General features: G+C 74.3%; 25 protein-coding genes. 14 read left to right on the forward strand and 11 right to left on the reverse strand.

What is annotated here, in order from left to right:
- Positions 1-190: 190 nt before the first annotated feature.
- Entirely contained in the window at positions 191-547 is a 357-nt protein-coding gene (locus AC4H2H_RS06235) for an iron chaperone (RefSeq protein ID WP_494369934.1), read from the forward strand.
- Positions 548-694: 147 nt separating this feature from the next.
- On the forward strand, positions 695-1,132 hold the full coding sequence (gene arfB / locus AC4H2H_RS06240; protein ID WP_494369935.1) for an alternative ribosome rescue aminoacyl-tRNA hydrolase ArfB: 438 nt from the start codon (positions 695-697) through the stop codon (positions 1,130-1,132).
- A gap of 82 nt (positions 1,133-1,214) precedes the next feature.
- On the opposite strand, the gene AC4H2H_RS06245 is transcribed toward arfB, so the two are convergent.
- On the reverse strand, positions 1,215-1,844 hold the full coding sequence (locus tag AC4H2H_RS06245) for a putative glycolipid-binding domain-containing protein (protein ID WP_494369936.1): 630 nt from the start codon (positions 1,842-1,844) through the stop codon (positions 1,215-1,217).
- A gap of 62 nt (positions 1,845-1,906) precedes the next feature.
- On the opposite strand from AC4H2H_RS06245, the gene AC4H2H_RS06250 reads away from it, so the two are divergent.
- A complete protein-coding gene (locus AC4H2H_RS06250; protein WP_494369937.1) occupies positions 1,907-2,323 on the forward strand; it encodes a VOC family protein in 417 nt (138 codons plus the stop codon).
- Between the two features lie 111 nt (positions 2,324-2,434).
- Here the strand turns inward: AC4H2H_RS06250 and AC4H2H_RS06255 are convergent, their stop codons facing one another.
- Positions 2,435-3,373 carry an ArgP/LysG family DNA-binding transcriptional regulator gene (locus AC4H2H_RS06255; RefSeq protein ID WP_494369938.1) on the reverse strand — a complete coding sequence of 313 codons (939 nt, stop codon included), beginning with the start codon at positions 3,371-3,373 and terminating at the stop codon, positions 2,435-2,437.
- A 45-nt stretch (positions 3,374-3,418) separates the two neighbouring features.
- Here AC4H2H_RS06255 and AC4H2H_RS06260 point away from each other — a divergent pair, with 45 nt between their 5' ends.
- Together AC4H2H_RS06260 and AC4H2H_RS06265 are read left to right on the forward strand one after the other, a co-directional pair.
- Positions 3,419-4,096, forward strand: a complete 678-nt coding sequence (locus AC4H2H_RS06260) for a LysE/ArgO family amino acid transporter (RefSeq protein ID WP_494369939.1) — start codon at positions 3,419-3,421, stop codon at positions 4,094-4,096.
- A 220-nt stretch (positions 4,097-4,316) separates the two neighbouring features.
- Positions 4,317-4,766: a hypothetical protein gene (locus tag AC4H2H_RS06265; RefSeq protein WP_494369940.1), complete on the forward strand. Its 450-nt coding sequence runs from the start codon at positions 4,317-4,319 to the stop codon at positions 4,764-4,766.
- A gap of 12 nt (positions 4,767-4,778) precedes the next feature.
- On the opposite strand, the gene AC4H2H_RS06270 is transcribed toward AC4H2H_RS06265, so the two are convergent.
- On the reverse strand, positions 4,779-5,660 hold the full coding sequence (locus AC4H2H_RS06270; RefSeq protein WP_494369941.1) for an MBL fold metallo-hydrolase: 882 nt from the start codon (positions 5,658-5,660) through the stop codon (positions 4,779-4,781).
- 79 nt (positions 5,661-5,739) lie between these two features.
- On the opposite strand from AC4H2H_RS06270, the gene AC4H2H_RS06275 reads away from it, so the two are divergent.
- Both AC4H2H_RS06275 and AC4H2H_RS06280 read left to right on the forward strand, forming a co-directional pair.
- Positions 5,740-6,603 (forward strand): DNA/RNA non-specific endonuclease, encoded by an 864-nt coding sequence (locus tag AC4H2H_RS06275; protein ID WP_494369942.1) that lies wholly within the window; start codon positions 5,740-5,742, stop codon positions 6,601-6,603.
- Positions 6,604-6,762: 159 nt separating this feature from the next.
- Complete coding sequence (locus tag AC4H2H_RS06280; protein WP_494369943.1) at positions 6,763-7,731, forward strand: LacI family DNA-binding transcriptional regulator; 969 nt, start codon at positions 6,763-6,765, stop codon at positions 7,729-7,731.
- Between the two features lie 13 nt (positions 7,732-7,744).
- Here AC4H2H_RS06280 and AC4H2H_RS06285 read toward each other — a convergent pair whose 3' ends face one another.
- Positions 7,745-8,809 carry a YihY/virulence factor BrkB family protein gene (locus AC4H2H_RS06285; protein ID WP_494369944.1) on the reverse strand — a complete coding sequence of 355 codons (1,065 nt, stop codon included), beginning with the start codon at positions 8,807-8,809 and terminating at the stop codon, positions 7,745-7,747.
- Positions 8,810-8,970: 161 nt separating this feature from the next.
- Positions 8,971-10,164, reverse strand: coding sequence for a LacI family DNA-binding transcriptional regulator (locus AC4H2H_RS06290; protein ID WP_494369945.1), 1,194 nt, complete (start codon positions 10,162-10,164; stop codon positions 8,971-8,973).
- Between the two features lie 293 nt (positions 10,165-10,457).
- Between AC4H2H_RS06290 and AC4H2H_RS06295 the strand changes: the two genes are divergently transcribed.
- The 3 genes from AC4H2H_RS06295 to AC4H2H_RS06305 all read left to right on the forward strand — a co-directional run bounded on the left by AC4H2H_RS06295 (position 10,458) and on the right by AC4H2H_RS06305 (position 17,854).
- Positions 10,458-11,828, forward strand: coding sequence for an ABC transporter substrate-binding protein (locus tag AC4H2H_RS06295; protein ID WP_494369946.1), 1,371 nt, complete (start codon positions 10,458-10,460; stop codon positions 11,826-11,828).
- A gap of 190 nt (positions 11,829-12,018) precedes the next feature.
- Positions 12,019-15,117 carry a CBM35 domain-containing protein gene (locus tag AC4H2H_RS06300; protein WP_494369947.1) on the forward strand — a complete coding sequence of 1,033 codons (3,099 nt, stop codon included), beginning with the start codon at positions 12,019-12,021 and terminating at the stop codon, positions 15,115-15,117.
- Between the two features lie 130 nt (positions 15,118-15,247).
- Positions 15,248-17,854: a glycoside hydrolase family 31 protein gene (locus tag AC4H2H_RS06305; protein ID WP_494369948.1), complete on the forward strand. Its 2,607-nt coding sequence runs from the start codon at positions 15,248-15,250 to the stop codon at positions 17,852-17,854.
- Positions 17,855-17,950: 96 nt separating this feature from the next.
- Here the strand turns inward: AC4H2H_RS06305 and AC4H2H_RS06310 are convergent, their stop codons facing one another.
- Positions 17,951-18,394: a DUF1801 domain-containing protein gene (locus AC4H2H_RS06310; RefSeq protein WP_494369949.1), complete on the reverse strand. Its 444-nt coding sequence runs from the start codon at positions 18,392-18,394 to the stop codon at positions 17,951-17,953.
- Between the two features lie 263 nt (positions 18,395-18,657).
- Between AC4H2H_RS06310 and AC4H2H_RS06315 the strand changes: the two genes are divergently transcribed.
- Entirely contained in the window at positions 18,658-19,722 is a 1,065-nt protein-coding gene (locus AC4H2H_RS06315; protein ID WP_494369950.1) for a PDDEXK nuclease domain-containing protein, read from the forward strand.
- Between the two features lie 22 nt (positions 19,723-19,744).
- Here the strand turns inward: AC4H2H_RS06315 and AC4H2H_RS06320 are convergent, their stop codons facing one another.
- From AC4H2H_RS06320 to AC4H2H_RS06335, 4 genes are all read right to left on the reverse strand, one after another.
- Positions 19,745-20,260 carry a mycothiol transferase gene (locus AC4H2H_RS06320; RefSeq protein WP_494369951.1) on the reverse strand — a complete coding sequence of 172 codons (516 nt, stop codon included), beginning with the start codon at positions 20,258-20,260 and terminating at the stop codon, positions 19,745-19,747.
- 102 nt (positions 20,261-20,362) lie between these two features.
- On the reverse strand, positions 20,363-21,340 hold the full coding sequence (locus AC4H2H_RS06325) for an NAD(P)-dependent alcohol dehydrogenase (RefSeq protein ID WP_494369952.1): 978 nt from the start codon (positions 21,338-21,340) through the stop codon (positions 20,363-20,365).
- Positions 21,341-21,345: 5 nt separating this feature from the next.
- The gene (locus tag AC4H2H_RS06330; RefSeq protein ID WP_494369953.1) at positions 21,346-21,597 is read right to left on the reverse strand and encodes a helix-turn-helix transcriptional regulator; all 252 of its coding nucleotides are present in this window, start codon (positions 21,595-21,597) and stop codon (positions 21,346-21,348) included.
- Between the two features lies 1 nt (position 21,598).
- Positions 21,599-22,018, reverse strand: coding sequence for a hypothetical protein (locus tag AC4H2H_RS06335; RefSeq protein WP_494369954.1), 420 nt, complete (start codon positions 22,016-22,018; stop codon positions 21,599-21,601).
- A gap of 259 nt (positions 22,019-22,277) precedes the next feature.
- Here AC4H2H_RS06335 and AC4H2H_RS06340 point away from each other — a divergent pair, with 259 nt between their 5' ends.
- From AC4H2H_RS06340 to AC4H2H_RS06350, 3 genes are read left to right on the forward strand one after another with little or no spacing between them, the layout of a single operon-like run.
- On the forward strand, positions 22,278-24,134 hold the full coding sequence (locus tag AC4H2H_RS06340) for a cation:proton antiporter (protein WP_494369955.1): 1,857 nt from the start codon (positions 22,278-22,280) through the stop codon (positions 24,132-24,134).
- A gap of 49 nt (positions 24,135-24,183) precedes the next feature.
- Positions 24,184-24,456 carry an AbrB/MazE/SpoVT family DNA-binding domain-containing protein gene (locus tag AC4H2H_RS06345; RefSeq protein ID WP_494369956.1) on the forward strand — a complete coding sequence of 91 codons (273 nt, stop codon included), beginning with the start codon at positions 24,184-24,186 and terminating at the stop codon, positions 24,454-24,456.
- Positions 24,453-24,866, forward strand: a complete 414-nt coding sequence (locus tag AC4H2H_RS06350) for a type II toxin-antitoxin system VapC family toxin (RefSeq protein WP_494369957.1) — start codon at positions 24,453-24,455, stop codon at positions 24,864-24,866. Before AC4H2H_RS06345 ends, AC4H2H_RS06350 begins: the two co-directional genes overlap by 4 nt.
- A gap of 9 nt (positions 24,867-24,875) precedes the next feature.
- Here AC4H2H_RS06350 and AC4H2H_RS06355 read toward each other — a convergent pair whose 3' ends face one another.
- Positions 24,876-26,252, reverse strand: coding sequence for an RNA polymerase sigma factor (locus AC4H2H_RS06355; protein ID WP_494369958.1), 1,377 nt, complete (start codon positions 26,250-26,252; stop codon positions 24,876-24,878).
- Between the last annotated feature and the right edge of the window lie 6 nt (positions 26,253-26,258).

Here is a 26,258-nt window from a genome sequence, read left to right on the forward strand (position 1 = left end):
TCCCCGTAGTCGTACGACAGCTCGGGGAGAGTGTAGACAGGCATGGTTCCTCAGGTTCCTTCCGTCGGTGTACCGCCACGCTAGGACCTCGACCACGGTTGAGGTCAAGGTGGGCGCGCTGTGATCTTGCAGGTCGGACGCCCGCGCCGCTCGACGCGCGGCACGCGTGTGGCAGAGGGACGATGGAGCGATGGGGACCGTCACCGAGTATCTCGCCGGCGTGGACGAGCCGGACCGCACGGCGCTCGCCCGGGTGGTCGACGTCGCGCGCGAGGTCGCGCCGGACGCGACCGAGGGCGCGAGCTACGGGATGCCGGCGCTGCTGCATCGCGGCAAGGCGCTGCTCAGCGCCGTGGCGGCGGCCCAGCATCTCGCGGTCTACCCGTTCAGCCCGGCGGCGGTGGCGGCGGTCGAGTCCCGGCTCGACGGCTTCTCCCACGCGAAGGGCACCATCCGCTTCTCCGCCGACAAGCCGCTCCCGGACGACGTCGTCCGCGACCTCGTCGCGGCCCGCGTCGCGCAGATCGACGCGCAGCTCGACCGCTGACGGCGTCGGCCGCCGAGCACGGGCAGGGCGACCGCCGAGCACGGGGCTGGCGACCGACCTCGCCGGATTCCGGGCGCTGACCCCGTGCTCGCGCGCAGGGGCGCGAATCCCCTGGGCCGTGCGAGCGCCGTCGGGCACGATGGACGGATGCCCGACGACGCCCGCCCCGGCCTGCGCGTGACGCCCGCCCTGGTCGTCCCGGAGGGTGAGCTGTCCTGGCGCTTCTCCCGGTCGTCCGGCCCGGGCGGCCAGGGCGTCAACACGACGGACTCGCGCGTCGAGCTGTCGTGGGACGTCACCCGGTCAGGCGCGCTGACCGAGGCCCAGCGGGCGCGGCTCGTCGACCGGCTCGGACGACGCCTCGTCGGCGGGGTCGTGACGGTCGTGGCGTCCGAGCACCGCGAGCAGCGGCGCAACCGGGACGCCGCGCGGGCGCGCCTCGCGGCGCTCCTGGCCGACGCGCTCGCACCACCCGGTCCGCCGCGGCGGGCGACGCGACCGACCCGAGGGTCCGTCGAGCGGCGCATCGGCGCGAAGAAGCGGCGCACCGACACCAAGCGTCTGCGCCGCCCGCCGCAGGACTGACCCGATACCGCGCGAGCACGACATGGGTGCCGTTCTCGGCGGGATGGCGACACTGATGTCGTGTTGGCGGGGCCGGGGCGGGTCAGAGGCGGCGCGCGAGCTCCGGGTAGTCGACGACCAGCCCGTCGGCGTCGACGGTGAGGTCGGCGGTGAAGTCCCGCGTGTCGCTCGTGTAGGTCACGACGCCATGTCCTGTCGCCGGGTCGAGCGGTGCCCGCGCCGCATAGACCTGGTCGCTGCGCAGCACCCGCAGCGACGGCAGCTCGACCCACGCCATGACGAGTTCGGTCTCGTCCTGCGGCGGTGCGTCCCCGAGCAGGCCGAGCCGCAGGATCGGCATGGTGTTCGTCACGGGGCACAGCGCGATGTCGCAGTCGAGCGCGCCGACCAGGGAGCCAGGGTCCTCGATCCCCGGCGCGGCCAGGCCGTCCGGCGCCACGCCGGAGACGCGCACGTCGGCGGACCACGCGCCGTCGGGCTCGCGGACGAGCTCGAGGTGCCGCGACCACCCGAGGCCGCGCACCGAGATGTCGAGGTCCTCGGTGACCCAGCCGGGGCCGGTCCGCAGGGCCCACGCCGTCGCGTACCCCGTCGCGCGCGACGTCCCGATCGCCGCCAGCCGGTCACCGTCGAACGTGACGGTGGCTGCCTCGAGGCGGTCCGGGTCGTCGTCCCAGCCCGCCCACGCGACGTGCCTCGTCAGTGCGCTCACGCCAGCCAGTCTGGGACGAAAAGGCGGTGCCCGCGCGGAGAGCGTGTGGCAGGGTCGCCGCCATGACCTCTCGCATCTCGCACACCACGTTCGACGCGCGCGACTCCTACGCGCAGTCCGTCTTCTGGGCCCAGGTCCTCGGGTACACCGACGTGCCCGGCGACCCCAACCTCCCCGGCCACGAGGAGTGCATGATCGTCCCGCCGGTCGACGCGACGACGCCCCACGAGAGCCGCGGCCACGTCCTGTTCGTCGAGGTGCCCGACGACAAGCAGCTCAAGAACCGCGTCCACCTCGACCTGCGGCCCACCGACCGGACGCGCGAGGAGGAGGTCGAGCGCGTGCTGGCGCTCGGTGCGACCCAGGTCGCCGACCGCCGCACGCCCGACGGCGGGGGCTGGGTCGTCCTCGCTGACCCGGAGGGCAACGAGTTTTGCATCCTGCGCAGCGACGCGGAGCTCGCCGCGGCCGCCGGCTGACACGTTCGCCGAGCACGACGCTGCGCGCTGCCGAACACGACCTGAGTGTCGTTCTCCGCGGGATAACGACACTCAGGTCGTGTTCGGCGGGACGGCGGACGGCGGGTCGGGTCAGGTGAGCGCCGCGCGGGCCGCGCGGGCGACGGCGGCCGCGAGCCGGTCGAGCGACGTCGAGTGCAGCCGCCACTGCTGCCAGTGCTGGGGCACGTCGACGGCGTGGGCGTCGTCGAAGCCGACCACCCGGCCGGCCCGCTCGGCCGTCGCGCTCTGCAGGTCGGGGAGCATGCCCCAGCCCATGCCGAGCTCGATCACCCGGCGGAACTCGTTCGACGCGGGGACGAAGTGGCGTGGCGGGTCGAGCGCCGGCCGGCCCGACCCGGCCCGCAGGCGCAGGTAGCGCTCCTGCAGGTCGTCCTTGCGGTCGAACGCGAGCACGGGTGCGCGGCCGAGCGCGGTGCGCGTGGGGCCGTCGGGGAACCAGCGCTCGACGAAGGCCGGGCTCGCCATCGGCCGGTAGCGCATCTGGCCGAGCAGCGTCGAGCGGCACCCGGGCACGGCCTCGGCGACCGACGACACCGCCGCGACGGCCGTCCCGTCGCGGAGGAGCCCGATCGAGTGCTCCTCGTCCTCGCGCAGCACGTCGAGCCGCGCCCACGCCGACGCCTCGACGAGAGCCGGCAGCGCCCAGGTCGTCATCGCGTCGCCGGAGACGACGAGCGTGATCTCGGGCAGCGGCTCGGTCGCGCGTGCGTCGTCGCCCTGCGCGCCGTCCGCGCGCCGCCCGGTGCCGCCGATGCCCAGCTCCGCGAGCACGTCCGCCTGCTGGAGCGCGAGGTGTCGCGCGTGCCGCACGAGCACCTGGCCTGGTGTGGTGAGCGTGGCAGGTCGGCCTCGCCGCACGAGCACCTGCCCGACGGCGGACTCGAGCGCGCGCATGCGCTGGCTCACCGCGGAGGGCGTGACGCCGAGCTCTCGCGCGGCGGCGTCGAACGTCCCCGTCGCGGCGATCGCCTCGAGCGCGCGGAGCTGATCGGGCTGCAGGTCGACCATGAGCACATCTTACGGAGGCTCAGAATCTTTCGCTGTACTTCATGAGTGCGGCTGCCTAGCGTGGACGACGTGCTCGCCTCGCTCTCGCCCCTCGCCGCCGGTCTCGCCGCCGGGCTCTCCCTCATCGTCGCCATCGGCGCGCAGAACGCGTTCGTCCTGCGGCAGGGGCTGCGTCGCGAGCACATCCTGCCGGTCGTCGTGGTCTGCGCCGTGTCCGACCTCGTGCTCATCGCCGCGGGCACGGCCGGTCTCGGAGCGCTCGTCACGGGCGCGCCCGCGCTGCTCACCGCCGTCCGGTGGGGCGGCGCCGCGTTCCTGCTGACCCTCGCCGCGCTGGCTGCCCGGCGAGCGCTGCGACCCAGCGGGCTCGACCCCACCTCGGGTGCCGGCGCGTCCTCGGCTCGCTCCGCCGTCGGGACGTCGCTCGCGCTCACGTGGCTCAACCCCCACGTCTACCTCGACACGGTCCTCCTGCTCGGTACGCTCGCGGCGGGCTACGCGGCCGCGCACGCCGGGGGAGCGGGCGCGCCCGGGCCCGACGCCGCACGCTGGCTCTTCGGTGCGGGCGCCATGGTCGCGAGCATCGTCTGGTTCACCGCGCTCGGCTTCGGCGCGCGGCTCCTCGCTCCCGTGTTCGCGCGTCCGGTCGCATGGCGCGTGCTCGACGGCGCGATCGCCGTCGTCATGGCGACGATCGGGGTGTCGCTGCTCCTCGGCACCTGAGCCCCTGCCGCCCGTGGCCTCGGGTCCTCACGCCTGGCGCGCGCCCGTCTGAGGCGTGCCGTCCCACCCTGAGGCGCCGGTGACCGCCCTGAGGCGCAGGCGACGTCGAACCGTGCCCGCTCGTCCGATGCGCCGCCGAACGCCTCAGGGCGAGCGTGAGGACGTCGGCCGGTGCCGGGCACGGCCCGGCCCCCCCACCCCGCTCTGACAGGAGGTTCCCATGCGTCCCCGTGATCGTGCGGTCCTGGCGGGCTCCGCCGCCGTCGTCCTGAGCGCGACCGCCGCGTGCGCGAGCGTCCCCGCGCCGGTCGACCCGTCGATCGCCGACGTCACGTACGTCGGCCTGCCCGCCGAGGGCGGTGACGTGCGTCCCCACGTCGGGCCCGACCGGCCCGGCATCGGGTACGCGCGCGGCGCGGAGGCGCAGACGCTCAACGTCGTGACGGTCGGCTCGAGCTCGTGCCCCCTGACTCCCGTCGACTACACGTGGGACGCGGAGGATCGGTCGATCACGTTCCGCTTCGGGCGCCGCGAGGGCACCGACCACCACCCGTGCACGCTCGACGTCGCGCCCTCGACGAGCGTCGTCCTGGTCCCGGGCCTCCCGCACGACGAGCCGGTGACCGTCGTGACGGACGGCGACGACGTCGTCCTGCCGGTCGCGCGGTGAGGCCCGTGCCGCTCAGGTGAGGTGGTCGAAGTCCCCGCGCACCCAGGCCGCGTGCCGCTCGGCGGACCGCAGGACGACCTCGCGCGCATCGGCAGGGATCACGCCGTCGAAGTTGTTGTAGAGCCGTTCGAACGGGCGGCGCGCGACGTGCTCGGCCACGCGCAGCACGACGGCGCCCGACAGCGGGATGCGGTTGGGGTAGGACCGCATGAAGCTCACCGACGTGCGGTCGGGGTTGGCGAAGATCGTGTCGCCCGACAGCAGCACGCCGCGGCCCTCCGCCCCGGCGGCCCAGTGCACGACGGCGCTCCCCGGGAAGTGCCCGCCCGGCTGCGACAGCACGACGCCGGGCAGCACCTCGCGCTCGCCGGTCCACGTCTCGATGACCGCGTCGGGGCGCGCGACCCAGTGGGCGTCGGCCTCGGCGACGAGCACGGGAACACCGCCGAGCGCGCGGCTCCACTCGACCTGCAGGCCGAACATGTGCGGGTGGCTCGCGGCGATCGCGACGACCGGGCCGAGCGCGCGCACCTGGGCGACGGCGTCGTCGTCGAGGTACCCCGGCGGGTCCCACAGCAGGTTGCCGGCCGGCGTGCGCACGACCTTGGACTGCTGCCCGATCCCCACGCTCGGCTCGCTCGACACGCCGAACAGGTCCGGCTCGAGCTCGGTCACCACGATGCGCTCGCCCGCCGCGGCGAGCTCCGCGAGCGTCGTCCAGGCCTGGCCGGTCTCGGGCACCCACTGGCGCTCGTCGGCGCAGATCGCGCACACGTCGGGTTGCGTCGCGTGCTCGACCGCGCACGTGCGGCAGATCCACCACGCCTCGGCGGCGGTGGCGGGGTCAGATGAGGCGGCGGGGGAGGCGAGCGGGGAGGGTGGCGTCGTCGTCATGGGAACGGTCTATCTCGTCCCGCCCACACCGGGGAAGGGTCGGGCGGCGGCGCGGCCGGTCCCGTGGTTGGCTCGCTCCGTGACCGGCCACGATCCCGACTTCCTCGGCGTCCCCGTCCCCCTGCCCCGCTCCGGCCGCGCGCTGCGCGAGCTGCCGTCCACCCACTTCACGGTCCAGCTCGACCCGGAGCGCCGGCTCGCGGCCGCGACCGTCGTCGACATCGACGGCGCGCTCCTGCGCGACGTCCCGCGCGACGACGACTGGCACCTCGACCCCCGGGTCCCGGCGTCCGAGCAGGCCGGCCCCGAGCTGTACGCCGCCAACGACCTGGACCGCGGGCACCTCGTGCGTCGGCGCGACCCGGTGTGGGGTGACGAGGCCACGGCGCGTCGCGCGAACACCGAGACCTTCGCCTACCCCAACGCGGCACCGCAGGCCGCGCGGTTCAACCAGTCGAAGGAGTTGTGGAACGGGCTCGAGGACCACGTGCTCGACCACGCCGAGGCCCAGCGGCAGCGGCTGGTCGTGCTCACCGGGCCGGTCCTCGCGCCCGACGACCCCGTGTACCGCGGCGTCGGCATCCCCCGGCTGTTCTGGAAGGTCGCCGCGTGGGCGCTCCCGCCCGGCGCCCCGGGAGGCGGGCCGCAGCTCGCCGCCACCGCGTTCGTGCTCGACCAGACCCCGCAGCTCGACGAGATCGACCTGCGCACCGCGGACGCGCGGGCGCTCGCGGCCGGCGAGGTCCCCCCGCTCGGCCCCTTCCGCACGTTCCAGGTCCCGGTCGCCGACGTCGAGACGCTGACCGGTCTGGACCTCGGCCCGCTCGTCGCGGCCGACGTGCTCCCGCCGACCGGCCCCGTGCCGTCGCCGGTCCCGCCGACCGGGCCGGAGCGTCGCGGGTGGACGGAGGTGCGGGTCCCCGCGGACGTCGTCGTGCGCTGACGTGCCCGACGCGGGACACACATCGGACGGGGTATCGGACGGGACGTCGGGCAGGGGACACGCGTGGGAACGCTTCCACCAGCGTGGCTCGGCGGGATAGCGTGGGTCCTCCGGGCACCGCCCGTCACCGCCGACACGGTCCACGCCCGGGAGATCGACATGTCCACCACGCTCGACGACGTCGCCGCGGCCGCCCGCGTCTCGCGGTCGACGGCGTCGCGCGTGATCCGTGGCGACGGCCCGGTCTCGGACGAGGCTCGCCGGGCGGTCCTCGCCGCGGTCGAACGGCTCGGGTACGTCCCGCACCCCGGGGCCCGGGCGCTCGCGAGCGGTCGGGGCGAGCGCATCGTCGTCGCCGTCGGGTCGCCGTCGGCCGACCTGCTCGCCGACCCCTACGTCGCGCGCGTCGTCGCGGCGGCGAGCCGCGCCGCCGACACGCAGGGCGTCGGCGTCGCGCTGCGCTGGCTCGGGCGCGACCCGCGCGACGAGCTGGAGCGCCTCGCGCGCGACCCGGGCGTGGGCGGCGTCCTGCTCGTCGACTACTCGGCCGACGTCCTCGCCCACGTCCCGCGCGACCTCGCGTCGCGCGTGGTGGCGATCGGTCCGGCCGACGGGCGCGTGCCGTCGTACGACGTCGACGCCGCGGCCGGGATCACCGCGCTCGTCGAGCACGTCCTCGCCGAGGGCCGCCGCGACGTCGTCATGCTCGCGGGGCCACGGTGGCTCCCCGGGACGCAGCGCGCCGTCGACGCGTACGACGCCGTCGTGCGCGCCGCCGGGCTCCCCGCGCGGGTGCTCGCCGCCGACCTCACGACGGCGGCCGGCGCGGACGCCGCGCGCGAGGCCCGCCGGCGCTGGCCGACGGCGGACGCGCTCGTCGCGATGAGCGACACCCTCGCGGTGGGCGCGTTGCGTGCGCTCGCGCAGGACGGCGTCCCCGTGCCCGACGACGTCGCCGTCACCGGGTTCGACGACCAGCCTTTCGCCGAGCAGGCCGGCCCCGGCCTGACGACGGCGACCCACCCTGTCGAGCAGATCGCCGCCGCCGCGACGGCGGCGCTCCTGGGACGCCGTCGCGACGGCGACGAGAGGTTCCCGTCCGTCGTCGTGCGGCGCGCGAGCACGTGACCTCGGCGACGGGTCAGCCGGAGTCGCCGTCGCCGTCGCGTGCCGTGGTGCGGCCGTTGCTGTCGCGGAGCGCGCGCGCCTGCTCGACGGCCTTCTCGCGCTTGGCCGCCTTCTTGTCGCTCGCGCGCGTGTCGCGCGGCGGGAGCTGGAGCTGCTCCTCGGCGGCGATGCCGCCCTGCAGCTCCCGGGAGCGCTCGAGCTCGGCGTCGAGCTCGGCCCCGAGCAGGAGGGCGAGGTTGGTGATCCACAGCCACAGCAGGAAGACGATGACGCCGGCGAGCGTGCCGTACGTCGCGCCGTAGCTGCTGAAGTTCGAGACGTAGAAGCCGAAGCCCGCGGAGGCGATCGCCCACACCACGATCGCGAGCAGCGCCCCCGGGCTGACCCAGCGGAACTTCGGCTGCTTCACGTTGGGCGTGAGGTGGTAGAGCAGGGCGATGACGATCACCACGAGCAGGAGCGCCACCGGCCACTTGGCGATCTGCCACACCGCGATCGCGGTGTCGCCCAGCCCGACGAGCTCGCCCACCTGGCGCGCGATCGGCCCGGAGAGCACGAGGCTCCCCACGACCAGTCCGGCGAGGAGCACGACGACCACGGTCACGCCGAGCATGATCGGCCGCAGCTTCCAGATCGGGCGACCCTCCTCGACCTCGTAGATGCGGTTCAGCGCACGGCCGAAGGCGTTCACGTAGCCGGACGCCGACCAGAGGGCCAGCACGAGACCGATGACGAGGGCGAGCCCTGCCCGCGGGGCATCGGCGGCGTTCTCGACGAGCGGCTCGACGATCCTCAGCGTGTCCTCCGGGACGATGCCCTCGACGCTCGACATGACCGAGTTCACTGCCTTCTCGCCGTCGCCGACGAGTCCCAGGATCGAGATGAGCGCCAGCAGCGCGGGCGCCGCAGCGAGCACCGCGTAGTACGTGAGCGCGGCGGCAAGGTCCGTGCACTGGTCGTCCATGAACTCGCGGACCGCGCCCTTGAACGCAAAGCCCCACGACGGTTTGCGCAGCTCGGTGGGCGAGCTCGGCTTGCGCTCGTCGTCGGGCGCGGGACGTTCGGTGCTGGCGGTCATGGCGGCCTCCTGGGTCCTCGTCACGACGAGTGCACGGCCGCCTCAGCCCTCGTCGGCGGTTCCGTCGGCCCTGTCCCGGACCACTCCCAGGCTCCGCGCGGCCCGACCAGCCCGCAAGCGGGGGCGCGTCCCGGAGCGCCGGCAGGCCTGGGCGGGATCGGTCAGCGGGCCGGCGCGGTGGACGACCGCTCGACGAGCGCGACGTCGATCCGTGTGACTCCAGCGAGCTCGTCGCCGGCTGGATCCTCACGGTCGTTCGTGCGCGGGTCGTCGTCGCTCGTGGCGGCCTGGCGCTCCTCGTGCCTCGGCTCGGGCGGGGCCGACGCCGGTCGCCGGGCGCGCCCGGTCGGACGACGGTCGATCGCGGCGAGCAGCCGGTCGGCCGCGGTCCGGCCCTTGAGCACGGTGTCCTGTGCGACCGTCGTGAGCGGCGGGTCGACGTACCGCGCGATCTCGGCGTCGTCGAACCCGACGACGGAGACGTCGTCGGGCACGCGCGTCCCGGCGGCCGCGAGCCCGCGCGCGATCCCCGCGGCGAGCACGTCCGCCGTCGCGAAGACCGCCGTCGCGCCGGGGTGCTCGGCCGCGAGGCGCCCCCCGGCCTCGAGACCGTCGTCGTAGGTCGTGTTCGCCGCAAGGACGTCCAGCACGACGGCGTCCCCCGCCGCCGCGGGCGCCGCGCCGCGGTGGGCGTCCGGGAGGGGGTGGGCGCCGTCGTCGTCCGCGAGCCCGAGCGCGGCGCGGAACCCGGCGAGGCGCTCGCGGACGACCTGGCTCGTGGTGCCGACCGGTCCGCAGAACACGACGCGCCGGTGCCCGAGCGACCGGAGGTGCTCGCCCGCGAGCCGGCCGCCCTCGAAGTCGTCGGCGCGCACGGTCGTCGTGCCGGGGGAGTCGACGTAGGTGTCGACCACGACCGCGGGGACGCCGCGGGGCAGGTCGAGCGTGGCGAGCTCGTCGTCGGTGAAGCCCATGACGACGATGCCGTCGAGGTCCCAGCGCTGCACCGAGTCGAGCACGTCGCGGTGGTGGGCGACGCCGCGCAGCATGAGGTGGTGGTCGCGCTCGCGCAGCCGGGCCTCGACGGCGCCCGCGACCGCGACGTCGTGCGGGCTGCCGAGCAGGCTGCCGCCGTCGGAGCGGTCGGGCAGGAGCAGCCCGACGAGGCGGGTGCGGCGCGCGGCGAGGCTCTGCGCGGGCCCGTTCGGGACGTAGCCGCGCTCGGAGACGATGCGCTCGACCGCGCGCGCGGTCGCGGGGGACACGCGGCCGAGGTTCCCGTTGACCACGTTGGACACCGTCATGACGGACACGCCTGCCTCGCGCGCGATGTCCTTGAGCGTGACGCGTGCCATCGTCGGCGGGCTCCTTCGTTCGTGGGCGCGGGCGGTCCGGGGTCGACGGTACGTCGTCGAGCGGCGTGGGGGCGCGGTGGTCTCGCACCGCCTGCGCGGGAGCCGTGACCAAGTCGTGACCACGGACTCCTTGACGGCTGAGCCTACGTGGATTTAGCGTTAAACGTGTAGCGCTAAACCTGAAGCGAAGCGGTCGACGGGATGCTCCGCCGGCTGCCCTGGGGCGGCGCGGGTACCGAACCACTCAGACCGCGGGCATCATAGGCCCCGGACGTCCTCAGCGAGGAGAGACGATGAAGTCAGCAACCAGGGTGGGCGCGTTCGCGCTCACCGGCGCCCTGTTCCTCACCCTGGGCGCCTGCAGCTCCGGTGGCGAGACCGACGACGGCGCCGGCGGTGCGGTCGAGATCGAGGTCCCGATCGACGCCGGCCTCGACGACGACGCGCGCGCCAAGTTCGACGAGCGCGTCGCGCAGTTCGAGGACGAGCACCCGGACATCGCCGTCACGGCCCGCGAGTACACGTGGGAGGGCACGACGTTCGCGACCGAGCTCGCCGGCGGCACGCTGCCCGACGTGTTCACCCTGCCCTTCACCGACGGTCGCGGCCTCATCGAGCGCGGGCAGATCGCGGACATCAGCGACCTCGTCGCGGAGCTCCCGTACGCGCAGGACTTCAACCCCAACGTCGCGCAGGCCGGTCAGGACGCGGACGGGAACATGTGGGCCGTGCCCATCGCCGCGCACAGCCAGGGCCTGCACTACAACCGGACCCTGTTCGAGCAGGCGGGGCTCGACCCCGACGCCCCGCCGACCACGTGGGACGAGGTGCGCACCGCGGCGAAGACCATCGCCGACACCACGGGCGTCGCGGGCTACGCGACCATGACGTCGGGCAACACGGGCGGCTGGATCCTCACGACGCTCGCCAACGCGCTCGGCGGCGGCATCCAGGAGTTCGACGGCGAGACCGCGACCGCGACGGTCGACACCCCGGAGGTCAAGGAGGCGCTCGAGTACCTCCACGCGCTGCGCTGGGAGGACAACTCCATGGGCGCGAACTTCCTCTACGACTGGGGCAGCATCAACCAGGACTTCGCCGCGGGTCAGATCGGCATGTACGTCTCGGGCGGCGGCAACTACGGCAACCTCTTCACGCAGAACGCGATGAACCCGGACGACTACGGCCTCACGGTGATCCCCCTCGCCGACGACGGTGGCGTCCTCGGCGGCGGCACGCTCGCGGCGGTGAGCGCGAAGGCCACGCCGGAGGAGCAGGCGGCGGCGGTCGAGTGGATCGACTTCTACTACATGGAGAAGCTCGCGGACGAGGACTCCGCGAGGCTCGACGCCGAGACCGCAGCCGCGAACGACCAGCCCGTCGGCGCACCCGAGCTGCCGGTGTTCGACCAGGCGACCTACGAGAAGTCGCGCACCTGGATCGCCGACTACGTCAACGTCCCGGTCGACCAGATGAGCTCCTACACGGACAACATCTTCGAGCAGCCGATCGTCCCGGAGCCCGCGCGCGCGACGCAGGAGATCTACGCGCTCCTCGACCCGGTGGTCCAGGCCGTGCTCACCGACCAGAACGCGGACATCGACGCGCTCGTCGGCCAGGCGCAGACCGAGGCCCAGGCGCTCCTCGACGCCGCCCAGGGCTGACGCCCTCCCGCCGAACCCGGGGTTGCGACACCCCGAGGCGCCGAACCCGCCCACATCCCCGGGTTCGGCGCCGCACCGGCCCGCAACCCCGGGTTCGGCACGTCCACTTCCACCCGCCCAGCCGTCCGTCTCACGGTCGAAGGAGATCGTCGTGCACCGAACCTGGCCCACCCCCACCCCCGCTGAGTGCATGAAAAATGCGCCCTCGAATCGTTCCGACCGCGACTATTTCATGCACTCAGCGGGGGTGGCGGCCGTCGTGGTCGCGGCGCTCGTCGGGACGGCGCTGGTCGCCGCGCCCGCGGCGGCGGCCCCGCTGCCGATCGAGCTCGAGGCGGAGGACGCGGTCCTCGCCGGGGGAGCGGGCGTCAACGACAACCACCTCGGGCACTCCGGGTCGGGCTTCGTCGACGGGTTCGTCATCGACCACACCGGTACCGCGAGCGTGACGTTCGCGCTCGACGTCCCGGAGGCGGGGGAGTACGGGCTCAACCTGCGGTACGCCAACGGCCTCGGCTCGGACATGACGCTCTCGCAGGTCGTCGTGCACGACGGCGTCGCGGAGGACCGGCAGGTCACCCTCCCCTCCGCGGTGGGCGCGTCGTGGAGCACGTGGTTCGTGCACCAGGAGGTCGTGTCGCTCGACGCGGGCGAGCAGCAGGTCGTCTACCGCTTCGACGCGGACGACACGGGCAACGTCAACCTCGACGCGATCGCGCTGACCACGGTCGGCGACCTCTCGACGCCCGGTGGCGGCGCGACCGAGCCCGGGTCCGAGCCCGGCGCCGGCCCGGACACCCGGTACGACGACGTCGCGCACGTCCTGCCGACCACGACGCCGCGCGCCGGCGAGGCCTACGAGGCCGAGGGCGCGTTCGTCGCGAACGGCGCGACCGTCGTCGGCGCTGCCGTGGACGCGGTGGACGGCGCCCCGGCCGGCACCGCGCTCGCGTCCGACGGGTCGGCAGGTGTGGACCTCTCGGCGGCCCGGGCGCGGCTCGTCGTCGCGGTCGACGCCGCGCGGTCGGGCGAGCAGACCGTCACCTTCCGCTACCGCAACGCCATGGGCACGGACCAGGACGCCGTGGTCCTCGTCGACGGGCAGCCGCTCGGTCGCCTGGCCCTGCCGGCGAGCGAGCGGTGGCGCGACGTCGCCGTGACGCTCCCGCTGCGCGCCGGATTGGGCAGCGTCGAGCTGCGCCGTACGGTCACTGACCCGGCGGACCCGGCGAGTCCGGCAGCCGGAGCGGGCGACGCGCCGGACCAGGGCGACGCTGCGCCGTCGGGCCTCGTCCTTGACCGGGTGACGCTCCAGCGCGGCGAACCGTTCGCCGAGCGCGGCGCGACGACGCCCGCGACGACGTACGAGGCCGAGCACAACCGCACCACCGGTGACGTGCTCGCACCCAGCCGGGATTTCCGCACGCTCGCGGCCGAGGCGTCAGGTCGCCAGGCCGTCACGCTCGACCGAGCCGGCGAGCACGTCGGGTGGACCCTCACGGAGCCGGCGAACGCGCTCGTCGTGCGCGCGTCGGTCCCGGACACGGCGGACGGTGCGGGCCAGGACGGGTCGCTCGGGGTCTACGCGGACGGTCGGAAGATCGCCGATGTCGACGTCACCTCCCGGTACTCGCACGTCTACGGCGGCTACCCGTACGGCAACGACCCGACCCAGGGCGGGGAACAGCGGTTCTTCGACGAGACACGCGTGCTGCTGCCGCGCGAGCTGACGGCCGGCACCACGCTGCGCCTCGTGCGCGACGACGCCTCCGCCGACCTCCCGTACACCGTCGACCTCGTGGAGACCGAGGTCGCCCCGGCGGCCGCCACGGCCCCGGCCGGATTCGTCGACGTGCGCGACCACGGGGCCACCGACGACGCCCCCGCCGACGACGCGGCGACCGCGACCGACGACACCGCCGCCTTCGTGGCCGCCGTCGCCGCGGCGCGCGAGGCCGGGACGGGCGTGTGGGTCCCGCCGGGCCGCTTCACGCTCACCGACCGGGTGCGCGTGCACGACGTGACGATCCGCGGTGCGGGCCCCTGGTACTCCGTGATCGCCGGGCGCGACGGCAAGGGCGGGTTCTACGCGCAGGGCTCGGGCGTGACGATCGCCGACCTCATGATCGACGGTGACGTCCGGTACCGCGACGACGCCCGGTTCGACGCGGCCCTGGAGGGCAGCTTCGGCCAGGGCTCGCTGCTCCAGAACGTCTGGGCGAGCCACACCAAGGTCGGCCTGTGGGCCGACTCCGGCACCGACGGGCTGTACGCGCTCGGCCTCCGCGTCCGCGACACGTTCGCCGACGGCATCCACCTGCACGGCCGGGTCCAGGACACGCGCGTCGAGCACGCTACGGTGCGCAACACCGGCGACGACGCGATGGCCATGTGGTCCTCCGGCGGCGCGGTGACGCGCTCGTCGTTCGTCCGCAGCACGGTGACGAGCCCGCTGCTCGGCAACGGTGCGGCGATCTACGGCGGCGACTCCAACCGGGTGTCGGGTCTCGTCGTGCGCGACACGCTCACCGCCGCGGCGGGCGTCGCCGTGAGCACGCGCTTCAACCCGGTGCCGTTCTCCGGGACCACGGTCGTCGAGGACAGCACGCTGATCCGCACCGGCGGCTGGGAGCCGAACTGGAGCACGTCGTTCGGCGGCATCTGGGTGTTCGCGGACACGAGCCACATCACGACGCCCGTCGTGATCCGCGGCACCGAGATCCTCGACTCCACGTACGAGGGACTGCTCGTCAGCGGCGGTCACTGGGTCAACGACCTGCGCGTCAGCGGCACGACCATCGAGCGCACGGGTTCCTACGGCGTCGCCGCGCGCCTCGGTGGCGACCACCGGTTCTCCGACGTCCGCGTCTCGGGCGTCACGTCGCAGCCCGACGGCGACCACCACCTGTGGGGCACGGTCCACGACGAGGGCGGGAACTACGGCCTCCTCGAGGATCCGCCCGCGACGTGCTCCGTCGACGCGCGCACCGTGACCCTCGGCCGCACGACGCTCACGACCGTCCGCCTCACGAACACGGGCGACGAACCGCTGCCCGGCGGCGAGCTCGCGTGGTACCTCCCGGCGGGGGAGGTCGCGGCGAGGGGCGTCGGCGCCGCCGTCGCGCAGGACGGCACGCGCGTCACCGCGTCGGGCTGGGCCGACCTGCTCCCCGGGCGCAGCACGTCCTTCGCCGTGCTCGGCACGACGCACGTCCCCGCGCTCGGCGCGGTCCGGCCGGTCGACGCCGCGACGCTCGACGGCGTCGCGTGCGAGGTGGCGCGCTCGTGACCTGACCAGCCGCCGCACCCCTCCGCCGTCTCGCCGAGCCCGGGGTTGCAGCAACCCCAGGTGCCGAATCCACCCGTATCCCCGGGTTCGGCACCGGCACTCGACCCAGCACCGACAGGAACCGCCGCACATGACCTTCCCGCCCCGCATCCCGACCAGCCCCGTCGCCCGCCCCGAGGCGACGGTCCGGGGCGACCGGTTCCGGATCACGGTGCTCGCCGACGGGCTCGTGCGCCTCGAGCGCGCCGAGGACGGCGTGTTCGAGGACCGCGCGTCCGCGTTCGCGCTGCACCGTGACCTGCCGGTCCCGGACTTCCGGGTGACGGAGCACGACGGCGGGATCGAGGTCGTCACGGACCGCCTGCGTCTGCGGTACGACGGCGGCCCGTTCACGGCGAGCGGGCTGAGCGTCGAGCTGCGCGGTGCGCACTCGGCGTACCACGGGGTGTGGCGGTACGGGCAGAGCGGGCCGGGCGTCCCGGCGACGGCCGCGCCGGTGGAGCCCGACGCCGTCGGGAACGGGCCGGGCAACCTCGGCGGGACGGCGCGCACGCTCGACGAGGCGGACGGCGCGGTGCCGCTCGGGCCGGGCGTCGTGTCGCGCGACGGCTGGGCCGTGCTCGACGACTCCGCGAGCCTCGTCCTGGACGACGACGGCTGGGTCGCCCCGCGCGACGGGTCGCGCCAGGACCTGTACGTCTTCGCGTACGGGCACGACTACCGCGCGGCGCTGCGCGCGTTCTACGCGGTGTCCGGACCGCAGCCTGTCCTGCCGCGGTACGCGCTCGGCACGTGGTGGAGCAGGTTCCACCGGTACTCCGCCGACACCTACGCCGACCTGCTGCAGCGCTTCCGGCAGGAGGGCGTGCCCCTGTCGGTCGCCGTGCTCGACATGGACTGGCACCTCACGGACGTCGACCCGCGCCACGGCAGCGGCTGGACGGGCTACTCCTGGAACCGCGAGCTGTTCCCCGACCCGGCCGCGTTCCTGCGGTCGCTGCACGACGACGGCCTGCGCGTCACGCTCAACGTGCACCCCGCGGACGGGGTCCGGGCGTTCGAGGACGCCTACCCGGCGATGGCCGCGGCGCTCGGCCGCGACGCCGAGGCGGGCGACCCGATCGCGTTCGACGCGACGGACCGCGACTTCCTGCGCGCGTACGTCGAGGTGCTGCACCGCGGCCTCGAGCGCGACGGCGTCGACTTCTGGTGGGTCGACTGGCAGCAGGGCGGCGTCTCGCGCGTGCCGGGCGTGGACCCGCTGTGGATGCTCAACCACGTCCACTACCTCGACAACGACGGCGCGGCGTCCCGGGCCGCCGCGGGCCGCACCACGCGCGCGCTCACGTTCTCCCGGTACGCCGGGCCGGGGAGCCACCGCTACCCCGTCGGGTTCTCGGGCGATTCCGTCATCTCCTGGGAGTCGCTCGACTTCCAGCCCTACTTCACCGCGACCGCGAGCAACGTCGGGTACGGGTGGTGGAGCCACGACGTCGGCGGCCACATGCACGGCATCAAGGACGACGAGCTCGCGACCCGCTGGGTGCAGTACGGCGTGTTCTCACCGATCCTGCGCCTGCACTCCGCGGGCAACCCGTTCACGCGCAAGGAGCCGTGGACCTTCGGCCCCGAGGCCCGCGACGCGCAGGTCGCCGCGCTGCGCCTGCGGCACCGGCTCCTGCCGTACCTCCACACCATGAACATCCGCGCCGCGCGTGAGGGTGCGCCGCTCGTGCAGCCGCTCTACCACGAGTGGCCCGAGCACTCGGAGGCCTACGCCGCGCGCAACCAGTACCTCTTCGGGTCGCAGCTGCTCGTCGCGCCGATCACGACGCCGGCGGACCGCGAGGCGGGCGTCGCCGGCGTCCGAGCGTGGCTGCCCGAGGGGACGTGGGTCGACCTGCTCGACGGCCTCGTCTACGACGGCGGCCGCGAGACGTGGCTGCACCGCGACCTGGCCTCGATCCCCGTGCTGGCGCGGAGCGGCGCGATCGTGCCGCTCGATGGTGCGGCGGTGCCCGGCAACGGCGTCGCCAACCCGGAGCACCTGGAGGTGCTCGTGGTCGTCGGGTCCGACGGCGCGTTCGACCTCGTCGAGGACGCCGAGGGCCTCCCGGTGGGTGCGGACGGCGGGGCGACGCCTGAGACCACGGCGGTGCCCGGCGCCCCCGCAGAGGCGCGGACCCCGGTGACGTTCGACCAGGCGGCGGGGCGCGTCGTCGTCGGGCCGGTCGAGGGGGACGAGCGCGTGGTTCCTGCGCGACGGCGCTGGACGCTCACGTTCCCGGCGCTCGCTGCCGACGGCGACGGCGTCGCCGGGCAGTCGGGGCCGACCGGGCGCGAAGGGCCGGTCGTGACCGTCGACGGCGCCGAGGTGGCCGCGGTCGTCGAGCGGGACCACCGCGGGCTGCACGTCACGGTCGAGGCCGTCGCGCCGTCGTCGTGCGTGGTGGTCGAGCTCGGCCGCACGCCGCGCCTGGCGGACAACGACGTCGCCGCACGCGTGTTCGCGACGCTCGACCGCGCCCAGGTCGCGTACGACGTGAAGGAGCGCGCCCACCGCGTGCTCACCGCGGACCGGCCGCTGGCCGTGCGGGTGTCCCACCTGCAGGCCCTGGGCCTGCCGCGAGCGCTGGAGTCCGCGCTCACCGAGATCCTCCTGGCCCGCGCGCCAGGTCACGTCGTCACCGGCGGGGACGTCCTCACCGGCTGGTCGGAAGCCGTCCGACCGGCCTGAGGGTCCACCAGGGTGCCGCGCTGTTCGTGCTGGGGCGGCGCGGCACCCAGGACGCGTCCCGATGCGCGGTCGGTTGCCGCACGACGAGGGGAGGAGTCAGCCCACCGCCTGCCGGACCAGCTCGGTGAAGGTCTTCCACGCCTCCTCGGTCGGCTCGATCAGGGCGAACGACGTCGGCCACAGGCCGCTCGGGTCGTCGAGGTTCGCCTGCACGCTGAACCCGATGGTCGAGTACCGCTCCTTGTCCGTCTGCCCGCTGCGGAAGAAGCACACGACCTTTCCCTTCTTGGCATAGCCCGGCTGCCCGTAATACAGCTTGGGTGCCAGCACGGGGGCGACTGTGGTCACGATCGCGTGCACGCGCTCGGCCAGCGCTCGGTCCGCCTCGGGCATCTCGGCGATCTTCGCCAGTACGTCGGCCTCGTCGGCCGCCGCCTTCTCCGCGCCACGACCACGACGCGCCTCGGACCTCAGCTCCGCCGCCCGCTCCTTGACCGCCGCCCGCTCCAGCTCGGACAGGCCCTCCGTCGTTCCCGTCATGGAAGCTCCTCGTCTCGCACTCGTGTGGTCGACTCCACGCTAGGGACGTCGGGCGAGCGACGCTTCTCGATTCCTGACCGACCGGGTGCCGCGCCGTCCGTCAGGACGGCGTGGCACCCGGGGTCGTGCGGGCCCGGACCTCGAGCTCGAGCTCGACGCGCAGGTGAACCTGTTCGTTCGCAACCCTTGACACGCCGAAGTCGCAGTGCCCTAGGTTCGGCGCGACGCGCGCGACAGGGCGCCACGACATCGGGGGACACCACATGGCATCGGCGAGCGACGACCTCGAACCGGCGGGCTACGCCGAGCTGCTGACCGACCTCAAGGCGCGCGTGCGCGCGACCCAGTTCCGCGCTGCGCGCGCCGCGAACACCGAGGTGCTGCGCCTGTACTGGTCGATCGGTCGTGACATCCTCGAGCGCCAGCGGACCGCGGGCTGGGGGTCCAAGGTCGTGACCCGGCTCGCTGCTGACCTGCAGCGGGAGTTTCCCGAGCAGCGAGGCTGGTCGCCCTCGAACCTGAAGAACATGCGCAGGGTCGCCGAGGTCTGGCCCACGCTCGAGGAGTTCGGCCAACGTCCCGTTGGCCGATTGCCCTGGGGCCACGTCATCACCCTCCTCGAACGGCTCACCACCCGGGATGAGCGCGACTGGTACGCAGCGGAGGCCGCTGAGAACGGCTGGACCCGCCCCGTGCTCGAGCATCAGATCAAGTTCCGGCTGCGCGACGCGCTCGGTGCCGCACCGACGAACTTCACGGCGGCGCTCGACGCCGCAGACTCCGAACTGGCGCAGGCGATGGTCAAGGACCCCTACGTCTTCGAGCACCTGGGCCTCGTGAAGAAGCGCGTCGAGCGCGAGGTCGAGCAGGCCCTCATGGATCGCCTCCAGGACACGATGCTCGAGCTCGGCCGTGGCATGGCGTTCGTCGGCCGTCAGGTCCGTCTCACGGTCCCCGACGACGTGACCGACGAGGTGGACGAGTTCTACGTCGACCTGCTCTTCTTCCACGTCGAGCAGCTGCGCTACGTCGTGGTCGAGCTGAAGATCGGCACGTTCGAGCCCGGTCACCTCGGCCAGCTCGGCACCTACGTCGCGATCGTCGACGACCAGTACCGCCGTCCGGAGATCCACGCCCCGACCGTGGGGATCTTGCTGTGCACCGGCAAGAGATCTCCGAGCGTCCGATACGCGCTCGCCGCCACCGCCGCTCCGCTCGCCGTCGCCGACTACCGCGGTCTGCCCGACGACGCTCGGGCCGCACTCCCGACCGCGGCAGAGCTCCAGGCCGTCGTCGCGGACGAGCTCGAGCAGCACCCTGGACCGTGACCGGCCTGTCCGGTCGGGACGGTCAGGCGCGGCCGGTGCGTTCGAGGACGCCCCGGACGTAGGCGGCCTGTCCGGCGTGCTCGAGGCTGTCGACCGCGACGCTCACGAGCCGGACGCCGAGCGTGACCGGCGGGTCCCACGCGTCGTCGACGACGCGGTCGAGGTCGGCGTCGGTGAGCGCCGCGAGCACGTCGTGCGACTCGACCTGCACCGCGTGGACGTAGCCCAGGAGCAGGTCACCGCCCGCGCGGACCCGCCCGACGTCGTCGGCGGACTGGCCGTAGCCGGTCGCGTCGTCGTCGAACGGCAGATCGAACCGGCGAGCCCAGCCGTCGCGCGTCCACACCGTCTCGCGCCCGACGGCGGCCGCGACCTGCGCGTCCTGGCTGCGCGCGAGGTGCCACGCGAGCCACGCGATCGTGTTGGCCGCCGGGTCGAGGCGCACGGCGAGCGCGTCGTCGTCGAGCCCGTCGACGGCGCGCGTCACCGCCGGCCCGATCCGTCCGAACAGGTCCTCCAGCACCGCCACGCCGTCCATGTACGTCCCTCGCCCTCTCTCGGTGACCTCCGAGCAGCCTGCGTCGGGACGCGTCGCCGCGCGACCGCAGGGGTCCTCGAGCCGGTCGTGGAACCGACGACGTCAGCCGAGCGTCACGACGACGGTCCCCGCCTTGTGCGCGTGCTCGACGTGCCGGTGCGCCTCGGCGATCCGGTCGAGCGGGTACGCGGCGTCGACGACGGCGCGCAGCGCCCCGGAGCGGCCCAGGACGAGGGCTTCGCGCAGGGTCGCGCGCTGCTGTTCGGTCGGTCGCAGCCCGGTGAACGCCACGACGCCGCGTCGGCCGCGCGCTCGTCGGCCCGTCCACAGCGTGCGCCACAGGATCGGCACCGACGGGTCGGTCGTGAGGTAGACGCCGTCGGCGGTGAGGAGTTGACGGCACCGGCGGTACGAGAGCGCGCCCGCGACGTCGAACACGATGTCGTAGCGCTCTTCGGCGGTCGTCACGTCCGTCGTCGTGCGGTCGACCGCCTCCTTCGCGCCGAGCTCGCGCACGAGGTCGAGCCCGCGCGGTCCGCTCACCGCCGTCACGTGCGCGCCGGCGTGGGCTGCGAGCTGGACCGCCGCGGTGCCCACGCATCCGGACGCCCCGATGACGAGCACTGCCGCTCCGGGGCGCAGGCGCGCGTGGTCGGTGAGGAACGGCAGCGCGGTGAGCGGACCCGCGGCGAGGACCGCGGCGTCGACGTCGGTGAGCGCGGCGGGCGTCGGCACGACGGCGCCGCCCGCCGGGACGACGACGAGCTCGGCGTGCGCGCCCGCGCCCATCCGGGTGAGCGCGGTGACCCGGTCGCCGACGGCGAACTCCGTCACCTCCGGGCCGACCGCGACCACCTCGCCCGCGACCTCGCCGCCGAGGACGGGGTAGCGCGGGCGTCGCAGACCGAACGCGAGCCGCGCGAACCATGGCGTGCCCGCACGCGCGGCGACCCCGGCAGCGGCGAGCGTGCTCGCCCGGTTGCGCACGAGCAGGTCGCGCACGCCGGGCACCGGGTCCGGGACGTCCTCGACGTGCACGGCGTCGGGTGGCCCGTAGGTCCTGGAGACTGCGGCTCTCATCGTGCTCACCTCTCGTCGCGGTCGGCGGCGCTGCCGCCGTCGTCCGGGTACCCGAAGACCTCGTCGAGCGGCGCGCCGAGCGCGCGGGCGATGAGGAACGCCGTCTCGAGCGACGGCGAGTAGCGACCCTGCTCGATCGCGATGACGGTCTGGCGCGTGACGCCGACGCGTTCCGCCAGCTCGGCCTGCGTCATCTCCCCGCGCGCGAAGCGCAGCGCGCGGATCGCGTTGGTGACGCGTGTCGGCTTGCCGCCCACGTCAGGCCCCCCGGCGGTAGGCGACGATCGTGACGACCGACGACGTCACGGCCATGAGCACGAAGCCGAGATAGATCGTGTTGGCGATCCAGAAGCTGTCGGCCTCGACGAGAGCGAGAGCGAGCGCACCGAGCGCCCCCGCCACGACGCCCCACTGCCCGGCGACGGTGCCGCGGCGCGCGAGCTCGCGGTCGCGCTCGTCGCTGCGATCGCTCTCGCTCGGGCGGACCGTCTCCACCACGACGCGGACGACGATCGCGGCGACGATCGCCGCCCCGATCGACCACAGCAGCGGGGCGACGTACGCGACCTCAGCGAGCGCCCCGACGTCGGCCCGCGACAGGATCACCGCGACGTACGCGGCGTACACGACGACGCTCACGACGAGGTAGACCCACGTGCCCTTCTCCTCGTACGACATGGCGCCTCCCGATCGATGTCAAACATCTGTGACATCGCCAACGTAAAGCGAGCCGGACAGCATGTCAAGAGTTCTTGACATCGGTCATCACGGGCGCGTGCCGAACCCGGGGATAGGGGTCTTTTCGGCCCCTGGATGACGCACAACCCCGGGTTCGGCGGCCAGGGCGGCGCCGGACCGGCCGTGCACCGGGCGGTTAGCGTGGTCCCGTTCCCCGCGCGCCGACCCGGGCGCTGCGCCGCGGTCGCCGGAGGTGTCGATGGGCTTCCCGTTCAACCTGACCGAGGAGCAGATCCTCTCGCTCATCGTCGTGGGCACGCTCGCGGTCGTTGCCATCGTCGGGGTCAACGCCCTCGCGCCGAAGGCCGGGGTCGCGGCGCCGCTCGTGCTCGTGCTCGTCGGCGTCGGCGTGAGCTTCGTGCCCGCCGTGCCCGAGATCGAGTTCGAGCCGGAGTGGATCCTCGCGGGGATCCTCCCGCCGCTGCTGTACTCCGCGGCGGTGGGCCTGCCGACCATGGACTTCCGCCGGGACTTCACCGCGATCAGCGGGCTGTCGGTCGTGCTCGTCGTGATCAGCGCCGTGCTGCTCGGGTTTCTCTTCACCTGGCTGATCCCCGGCATCCCGCTCGCCGCGGGCATCGCGCTCGGCGCCATCGTCAGCCCGACGGACGCCGTCGCGACGTCGATCGTCAAACGGCTCGGGGCGTCGCCACGCGTCGTCACGCTCCTCGAGGGCGAGAGCCTGCTCAACGACGCGTCCGCGCTGGTCCTCCTGCGCTCGGCCATCGCGGGGATCGCCGTGGCCGTCGGCAGCGCAGGTGCCCCGGCGAGCGTCTCGGTGTGGTCCGTCGCGGGGGACTTCGTGTTCGCGGTCGTCGTCGCGGTCGTGATCGGGTTCGTCGTCGGGTTCCTCGGGCTCTTCGTCCGCAGACGCCTCGCCAGCGCCGCGCTGGGCACCGCCGTCTCGTTCGTCGTCCCGTTCATCGCGTACCTGCCCGCGGAGGAGCTGGGCGCCTCGGGCCTCGTCGCGGTCGTGACCGCCGGCCTCGTCACCGGCAACGGCGCCGCCAGGTACCTGCGGCCGCAGCACCGCATCGCCGAGGAGTCGAACTGGCGCACCGTCGAGCTGATCCTCGAGGGCGGCGTCTTCCTCCTCATGGGCCTCGAGCTGTTCGCGCTCCTCACCGACGTGCAAGAGGCGCACGGCAGCGTGTGGGGCGCGATCGGCATCGCGGCGCTCGCGGCCGTCATCGTGCTGCTCGTGCGCTCGGCGTACGTGGCGACGCTCCTGCGGTCCCTCGCGCGTCGCGCCCGGCGCGGGGAGTCGATGCGCGGCGTGATCGAGGGGATGCAGGAGAAGTTCGACGCGCGGTTCGGCCCGGCGGACGCGCCGCGCACGACCTACGAGCCGGCGGGGCGGCACCTCGACGGGGCGCGTACCGGCGGGCCGAAGCAGGTCCCCGAGGCGCGCGTCGGTCGTATCCGCTCGTCGCTGCGCCGCCGGGCCGCCGACATCGACTACCTCACCGCCGAGCCCCTCGGATGGCGCGAGGGCACGCTGCTCGTCTGGGCCGGGATGCGCGGCGTCGTGACGCTCGCGGCGGCCCAGACGCTCCCGCTCGACACGCCGCAGCGCTCGTTCCTCATCCTGGTGGCGTTCGCGGTCGCGGCGGGCACGCTCGTCGTCCAGGGCGGGACGCTCCCGTGGGTCGTGCGGTGGCTCGGTCTCTCGGGCGGTCACACGCGCGCGGACGAGGACCGCGGCGCCGTGCGCACCGAGCTCGACGCCGCTGCGGTCGCCGTGGTCGACGCGCCTGACCTGCGGCGTCCCGACGGGACCACGTACGACGGCGACGTCGTCGCCCGGGTGCGACGCGACGTCGTGCGCGAGCTCGAGAACCGGGACACCGACGCGGCCACCTCGGCGGAGCTGTTCGCGCAGTACAAGGAGTTGCGGCTGCGCGCGCTCGACGCCCAGCGCACGGCGCTGCTCGACGCGCGCTCGTCCGGTGCATACAGCTCGCAGGCGTTGCGCCACGCGCTCGACCTCCTCGACGCCCAGCAGATCGACCTCGAGCTGCGGCGCGGCCCCTACGTCCCGGGCGACGACGACTGAGCACGCCTTTCTGCAAGGTAAGGAATTGGAAGCAAGGTAAGGTAGTGGAATGGCCACCGCAACCGTCACCTCCAAAGGACAGATCACGATCCCGGTCTCCGTCCGGAGGGCACTCGGGCTCCGCGCGGGCGACCGGGTGGACTTCGTCGAGCTTCCCGACGGAAGTGTCGAGATCGTCCCGGCTACGCGGACCGTCAGGTCGCTCAAGGGGTTCTTCGGCGAGCCTCCCCGGCGCGCGGTGAGCCTCGAGCAGATGGACGCCGCGGTCGCGGCGGGAGCCGTGGAGTCCGCCGACGCGTCGGTCCAGGAGCCGGCTCCGTGATCGGTCTCGACACGAACGTGCTCGTGCGGTACGTCGTGCGCGACGACGAGGCGCAGACCGCGCTCGCCGACGATCTGATCGACGGCCTCCCACCCGACGAGCCCGGGTTCGTCCCGCTCGTCGTCCTCGTCGAGTGCTGGTGGGTGCTCGGGCGCGCGTACGGCATCCCCGTCGACAGGCGGCGCGCGTTCGTCGAGACCCTCCTGGTCACGCAGGAGCTCCGGGTCGAACGGTCCGACACCGTTCGTGCCGCCCTCCGGCGCACGCGCGACGGCGCCGACTTCGCCGACGCCGTGATCGCGCAGACCGCTGCGGAGGCGGGTTGCGGCTCGATCGTGACCTTCGACCGCAAGGCCGCCCGTCATGCCGGGATGCGGCTCCTTGTCGCCGGGCGTGCGCATCGGCCCTGACCGCGGGAGTCACACGTCGGCGGCGGCGAGCATGCCGTCGGGCCCCGACGTCGTGTGCGGTGCGGTCAGCACCGTCAGCGCCGTCAGGCGCCGGTGCAGCAGGCGGCGGTCGCCCTCCCGGTCGACGAGCGCGAGCGCGGCGCGCAGCTCGTCGGCGGCCTCGGCGGGACGTCCCGCGCGTGAGTGGAGCTCGGCCCGGAGCGCGGGCAGGAGGTGGTACCCGGTGAGGGCCGGGTCCTTCGCCACCTCGTCGACGGCGGCGAGCCCCGGGGCCGGGCCGTGCACCTCCGCGACGGCCACCGCCCGGTTGAGGGCGACGACCGGCGACCTGGTCATCGCGACGAGCACGTCGTACAGGCCGAGGATCTCGGACCAGTCGGCGACAGGGTCGTCGCTCCCGCGGGCGTGGATCGCCGCGATCGCCGCCTGCACCTGGTACGGGCCGGGGCTGCCCGCGGCGAGCGCGGCGTCGAGCGCGCGCAGCCCCTCGTCGATCTCGTCGTGCTTCCACCGGGTGCGGTCCTGCTCCGCGAGCGTCCGCGCGACGCCGTCGGGTCCGGTCCGCTCGTCGCGGCGGGCGTGCTGGAGCAGCAGCAGCGCGAGCAGCCCACGGGCTTCCGGCTCGTCGTCGAGCAGCCGCGCGGCCAGCCGTGCGAGCCGGACGGCGTCGTCCGCCAGGGCGCGTCGGTCCGCCGAGCCGACGGCCTCGTCCGCGGGCTCCGCCCAGGCGTCGTACCCCTCGGTGAACAGCACGTAGAGCACGGTCAGCACCCCGGAGACGCGTTCGGCGCGCAGCTCCGGGGGCGGGACGCGGAAGGCGATGCCGGTCGCGCGGATGCGCTTCTTCGCCCGTACCAGCCGCTGCGCCATCGTCGGTTCGGGGACGAGGAACGTACGCGCCACCTGGGCCGTCGTCATGCCGACCAGCGACCGCAGCGTCAGCGCGACCCGCGACTCGGCGGGCAGCGCCGGGTGGCAGCACGTGAACAGCAGGCGCAGCAGGTCCCCGTCCGGGTCGTCGAGCCGCCACCGGTCGTCGTCCAGGGCGTCCGCGACCTCCTCGGGGACCGGGTCCCCGGTGGGGCCGACGCCGTGCGGCCCCGCGACCACCCGTTCGGCGAGCCGCCCCGCCGTGGTGGTCCGGTCCGCCTCGACCCGACGCCGTCGGAGCACGTCGATCGCGTGGCGGCGGGCGGTGGTCGTCAGCCAGGCACCGGGTCGCTCCGGGACGCCGTCGCGCTGCCAGGTGCGCAGCGCCGTCGCGAACGCCTCCTGCGTGGACTCCTCGGCGAGGTCGAGGTCGCCGGTGCTGCGCGCGACGGCGCCGAGGACGCGTCCCCACTCCGTGCGGAAGGCGTCCTCGACGGCGTCGCTCGGGCTCGTCACCGGTGC

The sequence above is a fragment of the Cellulosimicrobium sp. BMG9.22 genome (assembly GCF_059159975.1).